The sequence below is a fragment of the Lactiplantibacillus fabifermentans DSM 21115 genome (assembly GCF_000498955.2).
GTDB lineage: Bacteria > Bacillota > Bacilli > Lactobacillales > Lactobacillaceae > Lactiplantibacillus > Lactiplantibacillus fabifermentans.
In genome coordinates, this window is sequence record NZ_AYGX02000095.1 from 13305 (window position 1) to 27147 (window position 13843).

General features: G+C 44.4%; 11 protein-coding genes. 4 read left to right on the plus strand and 7 right to left on the minus strand.

Annotated features, from left to right (window positions below; genetic code table 11):
* Positions 1 to 53: 53 nt before the first annotated feature.
* Together DY78_RS08890 and DY78_RS08895 are read right to left on the minus strand one after the other, a co-directional pair.
* A complete protein-coding gene (locus tag DY78_RS08890) occupies positions 54 to 1709 on the minus strand; it encodes a formate--tetrahydrofolate ligase (RefSeq protein WP_024624984.1) in 1656 nt (551 codons plus the stop codon).
* 89 nt (positions 1710 to 1798) lie between these two features.
* Positions 1799 to 2188 (minus strand): EbsA family protein, encoded by a 390-nt coding sequence (locus DY78_RS08895; RefSeq protein ID WP_024624983.1) that lies wholly within the window; start codon positions 2186 to 2188, stop codon positions 1799 to 1801.
* A 35-nt stretch (positions 2189 to 2223) separates the two neighbouring features.
* On the opposite strand from DY78_RS08895, the gene DY78_RS08900 reads away from it, so the two are divergent.
* On the plus strand, positions 2224 to 2628 hold the full coding sequence (locus tag DY78_RS08900; RefSeq protein WP_024624982.1) for an RNase H family protein: 405 nt from the start codon (positions 2224 to 2226) through the stop codon (positions 2626 to 2628).
* Here DY78_RS08900 and DY78_RS08905 read toward each other — a convergent pair.
* The 3 genes from DY78_RS08905 to DY78_RS08915 all read right to left on the minus strand — a co-directional run bounded on the left by DY78_RS08905 (position 2607) and on the right by DY78_RS08915 (position 6651).
* Positions 2607 to 3713 (minus strand): NAD(P)/FAD-dependent oxidoreductase, encoded by a 1107-nt coding sequence (locus tag DY78_RS08905; RefSeq protein ID WP_024624981.1) that lies wholly within the window; start codon positions 3711 to 3713, stop codon positions 2607 to 2609. The genes DY78_RS08900 and DY78_RS08905 overlap by 22 nt on opposite strands.
* 144 nt (positions 3714 to 3857) lie before the next feature.
* A complete protein-coding gene (locus tag DY78_RS08910; protein ID WP_024624980.1) occupies positions 3858 to 5696 on the minus strand; it encodes a DUF5776 domain-containing protein in 1839 nt (612 codons plus the stop codon).
* Positions 5697 to 6048: 352 nt separating this feature from the next.
* Positions 6049 to 6651, minus strand: a complete 603-nt coding sequence (locus DY78_RS08915; RefSeq protein WP_024624979.1) for a nitroreductase family protein — start codon at positions 6649 to 6651, stop codon at positions 6049 to 6051.
* A gap of 808 nt (positions 6652 to 7459) precedes the next feature.
* Here DY78_RS08915 and DY78_RS08920 point away from each other — a divergent pair.
* A complete protein-coding gene (locus DY78_RS08920) occupies positions 7460 to 8428 on the plus strand; it encodes a cation diffusion facilitator family transporter (protein ID WP_024624978.1) in 969 nt (322 codons plus the stop codon).
* A gap of 212 nt (positions 8429 to 8640) precedes the next feature.
* On the opposite strand, the gene DY78_RS08925 is transcribed toward DY78_RS08920, so the two are convergent.
* Positions 8641 to 9816 (minus strand): multidrug effflux MFS transporter, encoded by a 1176-nt coding sequence (locus tag DY78_RS08925; RefSeq protein WP_024624977.1) that lies wholly within the window; start codon positions 9814 to 9816, stop codon positions 8641 to 8643.
* A 512-nt stretch (positions 9817 to 10328) separates the two neighbouring features.
* On the opposite strand from DY78_RS08925, the gene DY78_RS08930 reads away from it, so the two are divergent.
* Together DY78_RS08930 and DY78_RS08935 are read left to right on the plus strand one after the other, a co-directional pair.
* Positions 10329 to 11417 carry a hypothetical protein gene (locus DY78_RS08930; RefSeq protein WP_024624976.1) on the plus strand — a complete coding sequence of 363 codons (1089 nt, stop codon included), beginning with the start codon at positions 10329 to 10331 and terminating at the stop codon, positions 11415 to 11417.
* A 95-nt stretch (positions 11418 to 11512) separates the two neighbouring features.
* Entirely contained in the window at positions 11513 to 11941 is a 429-nt protein-coding gene (locus DY78_RS08935; protein WP_024624975.1) for a GNAT family N-acetyltransferase, read from the plus strand.
* A 163-nt stretch (positions 11942 to 12104) separates the two neighbouring features.
* Here DY78_RS08935 and DY78_RS08940 read toward each other — a convergent pair whose 3' ends face one another.
* Complete coding sequence (locus DY78_RS08940; RefSeq protein ID WP_024624974.1) at positions 12105 to 13463, minus strand: GH25 family lysozyme; 1359 nt, start codon at positions 13461 to 13463, stop codon at positions 12105 to 12107.
* Positions 13464 to 13843 lie beyond the last annotated feature (380 nt).

Consider the following 13843-nt stretch of genomic DNA (forward strand, 5'->3'; position numbering starts at 1 on the left):
AGTAACAAAAAAGTCGCCAGTTTCCTGACGACCCTTACTGAAACTTTCAATTTTTAGAATAACCCAGAAATCTTACCATCATCACTGATGTCCATATCCAAGGCAGCTGGATGTTTAGGTAATCCCGGCATCGTTAATACGTTCCCCGTCAAAGCGACGATGAAGCCCGCACCAAGCTTCGGCACGAATTCACGAACATTAATCGTAAAACCAGTTGGTGCACCGAGTAATTTAGGATTATCACTCAATGAATATTGGGTCTTGGCCATGCAGACTGGTAATTTATCCCAGCCATACTTCGCAAAAGTCCGTAATTGACGCTTGGCTTTGCCGGAATATTCAACATTAGCGCCACCATATGTTTTTTTGACGATTGCCATCACTTTCGTTTCGACATCGTCATCGTTTTGATAGAGTGGCTTAAAGTCACTAGGTTGGTCCGCTAATTTCACAACTGCGTGCGCTAATTCAGTCGCCCCCGCGCCACCTTGACCCCAAACATCCGCTAAGACCGCGGTCACGCCGAGGCCCGCACAGTAATCTTTGACGGCTTGAATCTCGGCAGGAGTATCTGCTGTAAACTGATTAATCGCCACCACAACGGGCACACCGTATTGTTGCATCGCTTTAATATGGTGGCCTAAGTTAGCGGCACCCTTTTCTAAGGCGGCGACATCTTCATTGCCTAAGTCAGCTAACGCCATCCCACCATGCATCTTCAAAGCCCGAATCGTCGCAACAATCACGACGGCGTTCGGTGCTTGACCGACGGCGGGCACGTTGATATCCATGAACTTTTCGCCACCAAGATCGGCACCGAAACCGGCTTCAGTGACCGTATAATCGGCCAAGTTCAAACCAGCTTGCGTGGCTAACACACTGTTACAGCCATGGGCAATATTGGCAAAGGGCCCCCCATGAACTAACGCCGGCGTGTGTGCCAAAGTCTGGACTAAGTTGGGCCGTAACGCATCTTTGAGTAACAACGCAATGGCGCCGCCAACTTGCAAGTCAGCCACGGTAACCGGTTGCCGGTCATGCGTATAACCAATGACAATCCGGTTAATGCGTTGCTTCAAATCAGCAATATTTTCTGACAAACATAAAATAGCCATTAATTCACTGGCCACCGTAATGTCAAAACCATCTTCACGGGGCACCCCAGAAGTTGGGCCCCCTAAACCAATAATCGTGTGGCGCAAGGCCCGGTCATTGATATCCAAAGCGCGTTTCCATTGAATGCGCCGTTGGTCGATTCCAAGGGCGTTACCTTGTTGGATATGATTATCGATTAAAGCAGCTAAGGTGTTGTTAGCAGCGGTCAAGGCGTGCATATCACCGGTAAAATGTAAGTTAATATCTTCCATCGGGATAACTTGGGAATAACCGCCTCCGGTCGCGCCACCTTTCATCCCCATAACGGGACCTAACGAAGGTTCGCGTAACGCAATCATCGTCGACTTGCCGATACTCGTTAACGCATCACCGAGACCAATCGTCACCGTTGATTTACCTTCACCAGCTGGTGTCGGGTTAATCGAGGTCACCAAAATTAGTTTCCGTTGCGTGTCTTTAACGGGTAATGGTAACTTTAATTTCGCCTTAGCACTCCCGTATTGGTCGATCTGGTCAGCGGTTAAACCGGCCTTGGCCGCAATTTCGGTAATGGGTGCTGGCGTAACTTGTTGTGCGATTTCAATATCCTTCATCAATGACGCCCCTTTATTTTTGATACTTTCATTATACCTGTTTTCTTAAAAATATGAACAATAAAATAAGATTGACTTATAAAGTTCGGCTATTCGCCATCTTGAGCTAACGCAACTAACGCATCCCGGCTCTTTTTAGTCATTAAAAATTGATACTCGTTGCCATCGATTTGGACCTTGACCCCGCCACGAATGGGCGCAATCAATTCAAGCTGATCGCGGGGAATGACTAACCACGACCGATTCAGCACCGTACTAAAAATCAATAAATTACGGTCAATCGAGACGCGCCGCATCGTAATCTGGACGGCGACTAACGCGATGAAGACTAGTCCTAATACTAAAAATGGCCATTTAAATTTCATGACTTCCAGCCAAATGATGATGCCAACCATCAAGATTAATAAGGTCCACGACCAAACGATTAAGCTGGACACTAGATTTGGCTGATACTTAAAGGTATGCTTAGAATTATTCACTGATTCAAAATCCTTTCGTTTGGAGCTTAATTATTATGCAATTATACACCGATGCGGCGACCACGGCCGTCAACGACCAAAGTGGTGCTGGAATCTTAATTATTAACGATGGCCACCAACACCAGTTCAAACAAATTTTGCCCGCTAGTGACAATCATACCGCGGAATTCTTAGCGGCCATTGCCGGGTTTAAAATACTAATCGACACTTTCGGAACGCAACAAGCTGTCTTTTTTTACACCGACAGTCAAATTGTTGCAGAAAGTGTCGATAAAGCTTACAGTAAAAGTTTTTCAGTCGAGCTCGCGACCTTATTGGCCTTACAAGATCAATGCCAAGTGGTCATTACGCAGTGGATTCCCGAAAGTGACAATCACGGGGCCCATCAACTGGCCCAACAAGGGTTGCATTTGAATGATCATTCCGCCGGTGACAAGTAATGGTCAACGGATAACGCATAGTCATCCCAGTCATGCCGCCCGGTTTGCACGTATTCGGCTAACAACTTGCCAATCATTGGGCCAGTCGTCAACCCCGATGAACCCAGACCACTGGCGACTAAAATATGCGGGTTGTCTGGTAACGGGCCGAAGAACGGCGCAAAGTCGCGGGTATAGGCCCGGGTACCGACCTTAACTTGAGTAATTTGGTCCTTAGTTAAGTTCGCATCGAGTTTGCGCCCGCTAGCAAACAAGTCGGCTTCCACGAGGTCGGAAACTTGCAAATCGTAGCCCATGTCATTTTCATGGGTCGCACCAACAACGAGTTTACTGCGAGTAAACGGAATAAAGTCGCGTTCACCTTCTGGCATTAACACGGGTACATCATCGCCCCACGACTCTGGCAACTGTAATTCAATCAGTTGCCCTTTTTGTGGTCGTACATCGGCAACAATTTTCATCGGCAATAAGAGGGGCTTCAACCACGCCCCGACGGCCAAAATCAACGTATCATAGTTTTGTTGACCGTGCGGTGTTAGCAATTGTCCTTGGTCCCCTAAGGCAACTTTACCTTTATGGCGAACCAAATTGCGTTTTTCACAATACTTCAATAAATTATGGGCGAATTTGTCGCCATCGACCCGGGCACCGCCACTGACGAACACCCCTGGTTGCGGATTGGTCAACAACGGAATGCGGTCTTGCACTTGTTCAGCGGTCAACTTCTCAATCTGACCAATTTGCGGGGCTTGTTGCTTGCGGGCCACCGCTAAGTCATACAAAGCTTGCAAGTCATCAGGATTTTCACGCGTGACAATTGTCCCAGCTTGTTGATAAACGGAATAACCCATTTGGGTATCTGCGACAATTTCAGGATAGAGCGCCGCCCCGGACTTAGCTAAGTTATACCAGCGCTGATTGCGCCGTTTGGAGAGCCATGGCGAGATAATGCCGGCCGAATTTTTGGTTGCTTGGCCGATGCCTTCGTCGTAAATCGTGACATTCAACGTTGGATCTGAACTTAAGTAGTAAGCGGTCACCGCTCCCACAATTCCACTACCAATAATCGTTACTTGTTTTTGCATTTCCGCGCCTCCATACCCAATTCTAACTTCTATTTTAGCATACGCCTAACTAGTTGCGCAGGCGAACTAAATTTACTTTTTCGGACCTGAATTATAAAAAAATAAGCAACTGAGCATGTGCCCAATTGCTTATTTTGTGAAAAATTATTTAGCGATTGATGATTTACGAGCCGTGATGTAATGACCATTACTCAACTGGAAGTACCGCGTCCCATCTTTACGCTTACCAACTTTTTTAACTTTCAACGTGGCACCTTTAGCATGGTGCTTAGAACGCGTTGACTTTTTAAAACTAGTTGATTTGTATTCATATAAAGCGTTCTTAGTTTTGACTTGCTTACTACCAGGCATGGTTTCATGGTAAGCATTAACGACCGCCTGAACTGATGCTGAGATGTAACCGCCGGAATTTAACTTGATGCGATAAACATTCCCATACTTGACGACCTTACCACTAAAGAACTCGCCTTTTTTAAGCGTCTTCCCAGTTTTAGTCTTCAAGTCCGCGCCAGTAAAGACATTGGCGGTCTGCCACTTAAGCGTAAAGCCACCGTGTTGGCCAACATAATAGCCGTTAACATCTTGTGACCAAACCGTCTTATGCAATGCTGGTAAGTAAAGTTGTTCTTTAGAACGACTCCCAACATTATGGTTGATGGCCCCAATCGTGTAATGTTTTTGCTTAACTGAATTTGGAATTGCCGAACCATCGGTATAATGTGTCGCCGACTTCAATAAATAGGCGTGTTGGCCCTTGGTATAACTACTGTAAGCATAGTTGACCGGCGTAAAGGCCGATTCCGAAACTTTCGCGGTGATGTAACCACCGTTGTTAGCAATCTTGATCCGGTAATACTTCCCAGATTTCACCACTTTACCGGTAACACTGGCATTTTTGGCAACCGTGCGACCAGACTTGTTCTTCAACTTGACGTCGTTGAAAATGTTCGCTTTAAAACGTAACTTGAACGTGCCTTGCTTACCAACTTGCCAATAGCCGTCAACATCTTGCGCTAAGACCCATTTGTTCAAGCCGACTAAATAAACAACTTGCTTGGAAGCTGCCGTGGTAACCGACTTAACTTGGCTGATACCATACATCTTACCGCGCACTGAACTTGGAATAGCTTCACCGCCGTAATAGTTCGTGGCACCCGCCTTTAAATACGCATCTTGACCGGCACTGTATTTGCTGAACGCATAATTAACTTTAGCCGGCGTACTCGTGGTCGTCTTGTTCGTCGAAGTTGTTGTGGCCGCTGGTTTGGCCGCCGTCGTAGTCGTGGTCTTCTTAGTTGTCGAACTTGACGTGCTTGTCCACCAACTCAGCGGATGATAATTAGTCACGGTCGCTTTGTCATACAAACTGTTATCAACATATAGATTTAATGATGATAAGTAATAAGTACTAGAATATTGCCACAATGAGAATGGCACGGTTGGCCGGTTCGAATAATTAGCGATCCATTGCGCATCAAATTTGCCCCGTTCACTGTTAGCGTATTGCGTCGCAAATGATTGATAGGAATAAAAAATCAAATGCTTCTTTGTTAACTTACGCATTTCCGTATACCACGCTTTAACCGCCGCGTTGGCCGCACTTGAACTCATGTTAGTGGTTTCAAAGTCTAAGACATAAAAGCGCGTATTTTTATTGGAGCGATTATAAAAATTAATCGCTTCTTGTTTGGCCGTAGCGGTACTCGTAAATGTTGAATAATCATACGAACCAAATGGTACGCCGTACTTTACGTATAAACTTTCGTTACTAGTATGGTACTTATCAATATAACCGGAACCATACTGCACCCGGTTAATGACAAAGCTCGCTTGCTTCTTTAAGCTCTTAACTTGTGTGCTAGTTAACTTACCTTGCCATTCAGAAATATCTGGCACAGCTGCTGAAGCGTTTTTTGCAGCACCCAAACCGCACACCAAACCAGCTGTCGCCAGGGCGACTCCCCATCCCTTTTTTAATCTCACGCGCCATTCACCTTTCTATTCAAAAAAATATGTAAAAAACAATTCCAACATACCAAAACGGGTCGGCTCTTGCGAACTCAACCTTGCTGAAGACCCGCCATCAACTGATGGGATTAATTTTACAGTACCTTTACAATCGCAACTTATGTAGCCTGACAGCATTCAGCAGTAATTAGCCCTCCCCGACCTAATTCAAGTGTTCGATTAGCGTAAAAGTAAATTAATATATTATCCACCTAATAATGTAACATAAATATATTGATGTCTTAGTTACAATCAAGTTACAAATCCACATACGAAAAGGCGCCAACCGTTATGTCGACGCCTTTTTATAAGTTGTTAATTATAAGATTTATTCAAAAATTTTAAACCGGTCAGCATCGGCCATGAAGTCCTTGTCACCAGCGCCAGCTTCAATTGACCCAAATGGCATTTCCGCGCGCAACGTCCAGTTGGCGGGAATTTGGTAAGCATCAGCAACTTTGGCATCGATTAGGGGATTGTAATGTTGTAAGTTAGCCCCGATTTGGTCTTCAGCTAAGGCTGTCCAGACACTAAATTGAGCGTTCCCTTGGGCTTGTTCAGCCCAATCGGCAAAGTTAGCCGCATATAATGGAAAATCAGCTTCATTTTGTTTTACAACGTCAGTATCCGTGAAATATAACACCGTCCCATAAGCGGCTTTAAAACCGTTTAATTTTTCAACGGTCTTTTGATAAGCAGCTTCCGTGGGTACTTCGGACTTCAACCGATCAGCGGTCATGTCCCACAATTGGTCGTGAAATTGGTTGAACAAGATCACGGCACGGACCGTTTGGTTATTGAAAGCAGACGGCGCATTTTTAATCGCCGCTTCAATCAAGGCCACGATATCGGCGTTACTTTGAGTTAAGTCCTTGCCTAAGGCGTAAATTGTCCGACGTTTGCTTTGTAAATTAATGAATTGATTTTCCATGAGTATCAACTTCCTTACTTTTAGTTTGTAAATTTAGTATATCACTTACTTTTTGTAAGTAAAGCATTTTTGGTTATCCTTTGGGTTCTTTCTAAACATCGGTGAATCTCCTTACCGAAGCTACCACAATCAGTCATGTAGACTATCACGGCTAAAAGAAGCATTTTAATTGCGATCCCATTTTCCATCTGCGAACCGAACACAACAGTATGACTAATATAACAAATTAATCGCCGTTTTTTTTCGAACACATCGGGATGAAACCACACTGGCTCATTACCTGATCAATTTAGTTGTCAGTCAGTAGCAATAGAAGTTGCCGTGCAAGTGGTGTTAGTTCGGCTGTATTTTGCCGGACCTATGCAACGACATACTTGAAAGTTCTATCTTAAAGTCAGTTACTCGTGGTTAGTTTTTAATTCTAGCAACCGCCATCGAAAATGTTTAATCACAAATTCATATACGCGATTTTTTTTGGAAACCGAGCAGTAACTTAGCAGTTGGCTGACCGTAATGGAATCGTCCTGAAAGTGGCGTTAACGGGCGTTTTTTGTCCGTTTACACCACGGACGTCTTTTGAGACTTGCTTTTCAGGCTCAAAGGCTTGGACCGGTCCCAGGACGATGGAATTACGGTCGGCCAACTGCGGCTACAACCAACTAACGTTCACCAATATTTGAAAAGACCCATTTTTTGATAGTGCCATTCTGAGTTTGTTTAATGCTTAACCTACTAAGCGCTTAATCATCGGACGTCCGCCGATTATTTTTATAATATAAAGAATAAACCAATGCGGAGAAAACTGATTATGAGCAAAGCAACAACGAGTGACTGGCAGACGATTCAAGCGACGGTCGTACAAAATTTGAAAACGGCTCGCCATCATTTATGGGGCAATAATGTGGTTTATTTGTTCCTGTTTTTAATCGAATACTACTTTGCGACCGTCAGCCATTCTGAAACGTTGCGGGCCGATGCCTTCAACAACTTATCGGGCATTCTCAGTAGCGGACTGCTCATTATGGGCTTATTTATCGCGGCTCGCACTCACGATGAAGATCTGATGGGCGCGCCAATCTCACCGGCCGAACAAAAATCGTTAGGCCCTCGCATCCAACAATCACGATTTCGCTTCGAAACGATTTACACGTTGATTGCTGGGCTATTAATGATCAGCATCGCCGCCGATATTATCTTCAAGGGGCTCCAAACCTTGCTGACGCCCCATCAACTCAGCGTCCCCAGTTTTGCCGCAGCGATTGGTGCGGGCGTATCGTGCTTAGCATTATTAGGTTTGTGGGGCGCCAATCATTATTGGAGCCGTCGTCTAAAAAACGCCGCCTTAATTGCGGCCAGCCGCGACACTTTCAGCGATGCGTTAACAAGTTTGGTCACCGTCATCACCATTATCGGCACCACGTTATTAAAAGTTTACTGGTTAGATAGTATCGCCAGTATCCTACTCGGTATTTACATTTTAAATTCTGGCCTAAAGATTTGCCACGAAAGCAGCTTGAACTTAGTCGATTATTTTGACCCTTATTTGGAAGCGCGTTATCAAGCGCGCATCGAGACCTTCAAGCAAGTCGAAGGCGTCCAATATTTGCAAGCCCATTACGATGGCAACCTCATTTTGCTAGATGTCACCATCGTGGTGGCCCCGACCATGACTGCGACGACCATTTATACGTTGAGTCAACGGATTAATAAGGTCCTGTGGCGCGAATTTGGTGTCATGCAAACTGACGTCCTAATTGTGCCCCATCAAAAAAATTAGCTGCGGACCCGACGCATAAAAGCCACCTGATGAAAAAATTCATCAAGTGGCTTTTACGCGTGTTATTATTTTTTGTTGGTTCTTCTTTAAAGTCGGTCATTAGTGACTAGCTTTGGATTAGCAACCACCATCGAAAATGTTCCATCACAAATTCATAGCCTTAATTTTTTGGAAACTGGGGCAATAACTAACTTCAAGCAAGCATCTTTTGTTTAACCGCGTTCACGGCGTAATCCCCACCAATAACTTAACAACATGGCAATCGTCACGACCGCCATGTATTGTGGCAAACAGTCCAACTGACCATTGTGCCACCAACTCATCAGATACGTCAGGGCGCTGACGAGCAAGTAATATCCAAGACTGAACCAGCCACTGGCACTGCCCATCACGACTTCATACCCGTTCAACGCGCGATTTAACGCATTCGGCAACACGATGTTCAACCCATAAAAGAAAACAAAGATGCCACCAAGCATACCGATAGCAGTATTGCAGTTGGCCGCCACCGCCATACCACCAGCAGCCACCAAACTCAATATTAAGCCACCCAAAATTAATTGTCGCGGCGTGCTGTGAGCTAATAAGGCATTTACAGTGACCGCGCCTAACAAGCTAGCCGCCGCCATGACTAATCCTAACCAACCATATTGACTGGCCGTATAACCAAAGTGCGTTTCAAAAATAAACGGCGCTTCAGCATAATAACTAAACAAACACCCATTGATGCCACCAATCAAGATGCCATAACTCCAGACCACGCGATCAGTCAATAACTGCCGGATGATTGGCCACTGCTTGACCGTCGTTACCGTCGTCAATTGCCGCGTTTCTGGTAAGCGCCAGCCGGCATACAGCCCAATCATGACTGCCATGGCAATCAAAACTTCAAATACCGGGCGCGGCCCAAACCATAACTGGACATAGCCACCAATTAACGGGCCTAACGCGGGAGCCAATGCTAATGCCGCACTAGTCTGGGCAAAGACTTTAGCACCATGCACGCCATGAAAGCATTCACGCATAATCGTCTGGGTCACCACGGAACCAGCACTGGCACCAAAGGCTTGCACCAGTCGGAAGACTAGCAACCAGCCAAAACTGGGACTAGCCCATAGGCCAATATTGCCGATGAAATAGACTAGGATGCCACCAAGCATGGCTGGTCGCCGACCAAAGCGATCGGCGAGCTGGCCAAAAATTAAGACCCCGATGGCAAAAGCAACAAAGTACGTGCTCATGGTCAATTGAATCTGACTGGCGGAGACCCGTAACAAGTGGCTGAGCGCTGGTAAAATGGGCGTAATAATCGATTCACTGATTTGTGGAAAACCGACTAATGTAATAATCAATAATAGTGATGGTGTTTGTTTTTGGACGTTTTTCATTTAACTGCTCCTAATAATTGTTAATTTGCGGAAAAACGTCCTTTTCCATCTACTGCTGAGCAAGCCACGATATAACTAATCGTCATGGCTATCACCTCATTTCGTAACCGTTACTTTACCGAAAATTCATCGTCATGTCAAAGTTTCGTCGCACACTGCCAGCACCTCATGTTATCCGCTCACCCTCAACCTTTCCAGATATACATCGCTCACTTATGTTACTCATGTCCTGAACACCCCGCCTTAACTGTTGCGTTTATTTAAAATTACCTAGTTGCTTATTCCAGCCACAACCGCGTAATATCGGGATTTCCAACGCATCACTGATTGTGATCGCCGTTCGCACGGTCATTTTGCAATCACGCCAAATTAATTTTGACAACGTTTTCGTGATTATGTACAAAGAATTTAAGAAAATCTCAAGGTTTCTGTAATATTTGCGGTCACCGCGTCATTAGTTTTAAACTGGATACATAAGTTACACTATAATTTATTATAAAGGACTTACTTCTATGTTAATTATTGTTCTCATTCTTTTAGCCCTTTTATTGGGTGCCATCGGTTGGTGTGCCTACGCCAACTTCAAACAGCCGTACTTAGTTGCGACGACCAACTTGAAGAAGCCACAGTTGCAATACAAGTTGCAACATCAGGCTAACCAAACGATTACCGCCAAAACGCCAAAGCGGAAGTGGTTCTACTACTTAAGCATGGCCAGCATCGTCATTGGTTTGATTTGTTTGCTAGTAAGTTGTTACCTATTAGAAACCAAACTTGATTTACTCATCATGCCTACTAAGGCGGTCATCAGCAGTATCATCTTGCTGGTTATCAGTGTCGTCTTATTCATGATTTATCCGTTAGTTTGGCCAAGTCAAAGTTATGACTACTGGATCATCAAAAAAACGAACGACCAACCATTCACGTTAGCCGATACGCGCACCTTTAAAAAGTATCGGCTTCGTCAAATCTGGGGCACCTTCGCACTCGATTTATTCATTATCGTGGCTTGGGTCAGCCGCGCCGTCAGCATTAGCACGGAACCGGTCTACGTTATCGAATTTCTGATTATCGTCGCGGTCTTAGCGATTCCAGTCGTTGCCCTACTATCAGCGCTGGCCCAACTCGTTTACTTGCAACATGATCATTACTTGAAACCGCGCCGCGGCCAAAATAAATTTGGCACGTTAAACTATCGCGCTGTTCAGGCATTACTCAAGCAGCAGCCTGATTTAAAGAAAAAGGTGTTAACCGCGCACATTGCCCGTGTGATTGGATACTTGTTCGGCTTGTACGCTTTTTGGATTTTATATAGCAATATCGTGGCGCCGGCGTTTTCAACCGATACCAGTGCGGTGTTCCCAGCGGCAATCATGGCCCTAATTGCGCTAGTTATTTTAGAAACGGTTGGCGCGATTTGGCCACAACATAACTACGATTACATGCAATTGCTAGATACAACTAAATTGCCATTTACGATTAACGGTTCCGACCAATTCACGAAATTCAAAGCACATTTGTACTATTATCACTTGAGTGCAGGGATTGTTTGGTTAACGATTTGGCTGGCAATTGTTGGTGCTTACTACTATTTTGGTTAATACAAAAAGCTGATTTCTTAGGAAATCAGCTTTTTTTGTAGTCATCAACCGGTCGTGCTATAATCAGTTCAATCTTATCGAGGAAGTGGTACTTCATGATTCGTTCCGCCATAATTTCCGATGCGACAGCCATTCAAAAATTGAATGCTGATGCATTAGGTTATTCATTTGACTTAGAAAAGACAACTGCTGCTCTCAAACGCATCTTGGGTGCCCCTGGACACACCATGCTCGTCGCGACCGACAAGCATGATCAAGTTCAAGGTTACGTTCACGTTGAAACTTATGACACGACTTACTTTGAACCCTTGTACAATGTCTTGGCATTAGCCGTGCTACCGGCATGGCAACACCACGGGATTGGTCAGCAGTTAATGACGGCTATTGAAGTTCAGGCTCGTCAGCAACACATTCACGCCATTCGGCTCAGCTCTGCCAGTCAACGTGAAGCCGCTCATGCTTTTTATGAACATTTGGGCTATGTTTGTACGAAGACTCAAAAACGCTTCATTAAAAAAATGTAAAGAAACTAACCCATAACGCGAAAATTGGTGCCTGATGAAAGTTAAGTTTCATCGAGCACCAATTTTGTTTTTATCATTTTTATTGTCGAACCGTACGCCAAGAGGCAGTTTGTTCCGCGTTAATGCGCGCAAACTAACCACCTTTTGGCCCACTCTTTTGAGATTAGTTGGTTGTAACTTGCGTATGCCATGCTGAAACATAAGTCCCCGCACTCGTCTTGAAATACCGTGAGCCGCCAGCCCGCGAACCAATCGAAGTAACGGTAATCTTAGTCCCGGCTGGGTAATAAGTCTTACGATTCTTCTTTTCAAAGGTCGTATTCTTATACGAATACAAGCCCGTCTTAGTCGTGATGGTCTTGCTACTTGGGACGGATTCATAGTAAGCATGGTCGGTGAAGGAAACTTTCCCAGTCACGTAACCACCGGCAAACTTGATGCGGTAGTAATTACCACTCTTAACTAAGGTCCCAATATGTGTTGAACCCTTAGCTAACGTTGAACCAGTCTTCTTCGTTAAGTTGACATCACTATACAAATTAGCCTTGGTCTTCAACGTGTATTTGCCGTGTTGACCGACCCAATAACCGGTGACATCTTGTGATAAGACCCATTTGTTCAAGCCTTTCAAATAAACCGCTTGTTTGGAGCGACTAGAAGTTACTGATTTGACCGCAGTAATTTCGTAGTATTGCTTTTTGGCCGAACTAGGAATGGTCGTCCCATCATAATACTTCGACGAAGATGCATTCAAGTAGGCATGTTGCCCCTTGGTATAACTACTGTAAGCGTAGGAAGTCGTCGAACTACTGCTACTGCTACTGCTGTTTAATGATGAAACCGACGCCGTACTCGTCCACCAACTCAACGGATGATAGGTGGTCACTGAACCACTCGTATACAAGCTGTTATCCACGTATTCATTTAGTGATGATAAATAATAGCTATCCGTATATTGCCAAAGTGAAAATGAAATAGTCGGTTTAGAAGAATAATTAGCAATCCACTGGGCATCAAAACTTTGACGCGCCGTATTTGCGTATGTAGTGGCAAATGATTGATATGAATAGAAAATCAACTTCTTATTCGTCAGCTTCCGCATTTCGTTGTACCATGCCTTCACGGCGGCGTTGGCTGCAGTACTACTCATCGATGTCGTTTCAAAGTCTAAAACGTAAAAGCTCGTATTCTTGTTTGAACGTTCATAAAACTTCTTCGCATCGGTAACCGCGGTGCTGGTACTAGTGAAAGTTGAGTAATCGTAAGATCCGAATGGAATGCCGTACTGCACGTACAACTTTTCATTGCTTGAATGATACAAATCCTCATAACTAGCACCATATTGCACCCGATTAATCACAAAATTTGCTTGTGACTTTAAACTTTTGACCTGTGTGCTGGTCAACTTACCTTGCCATTCTGAAATATCTGGCACAGCCGCTGACGCTTTGACTGTTACGGTTAATGCGATGCAGCACCCTAATGCCATTAACAATAACCGCCACCCTTTTTTAATGATCACGCCTGGTCCACCTTTCTATAAAAAGTTAATGCGTGAAACGATTTCACACTCCCTATCTTAACGAAACAATGTTGAAACTACACCACAAACTGATTGCATTCGCTTTACATCATTTTTACAAAAAAGAAATGTTACAAATTGTGCTTTAAATAAATCCTTGCAATTATCAACAAAATAGTGGTGCCTGTGATACCGGTGATTTTGCCCAATTGGGTAAGTGTACGCCAACTGGATTAGATGGGTTGTTTAAAGTGTAAATTATCAATTTGGTATTACAACTTAATTACAATTTTCTTAAGTTTGCAACGTCCACCAAGTCGGCCTGAATTTTTGTTAATTGGTAGATTGTAAAATTAATCCGAACGCTGTTCGGACAAAAA

What these genes read in the sequence shown, in the direction of transcription:
- DY78_RS08925 (WP_024624977.1), bottom strand. Translation starts at nt 9,816, where the DNA reads ATGAAAAACGTCCAAAAACAAACACCATCACTATTATTGATTATTACA.
- DY78_RS08900 (WP_024624982.1), top strand. Translation starts at nt 2,224, where the DNA reads ATGCAATTATACACCGATGCGGCGACCACGGCCGTCAACGACCAAAGT.
- DY78_RS08905 (WP_024624981.1), bottom strand. Translation starts at nt 3,713, where the DNA reads ATGCAAAAACAAGTAACGATTATTGGTAGTGGAATTGTGGGAGCGGTG.
- DY78_RS08935 (WP_024624975.1), top strand. Translation starts at nt 11,513, where the DNA reads ATGATTCGTTCCGCCATAATTTCCGATGCGACAGCCATTCAAAAATTG.
- DY78_RS08930 (WP_024624976.1), top strand. Translation starts at nt 10,329, where the DNA reads ATGTTAATTATTGTTCTCATTCTTTTAGCCCTTTTATTGGGTGCCATC.
- DY78_RS08890 (WP_024624984.1), bottom strand. Translation starts at nt 1,709, where the DNA reads ATGAAGGATATTGAAATCGCACAACAAGTTACGCCAGCACCCATTACC.
- DY78_RS08920 (WP_024624978.1), top strand. Translation starts at nt 7,460, where the DNA reads ATGAGCAAAGCAACAACGAGTGACTGGCAGACGATTCAAGCGACGGTC.
- DY78_RS08915 (WP_024624979.1), bottom strand. Translation starts at nt 6,651, where the DNA reads ATGGAAAATCAATTCATTAATTTACAAAGCAAACGTCGGACAATTTAC.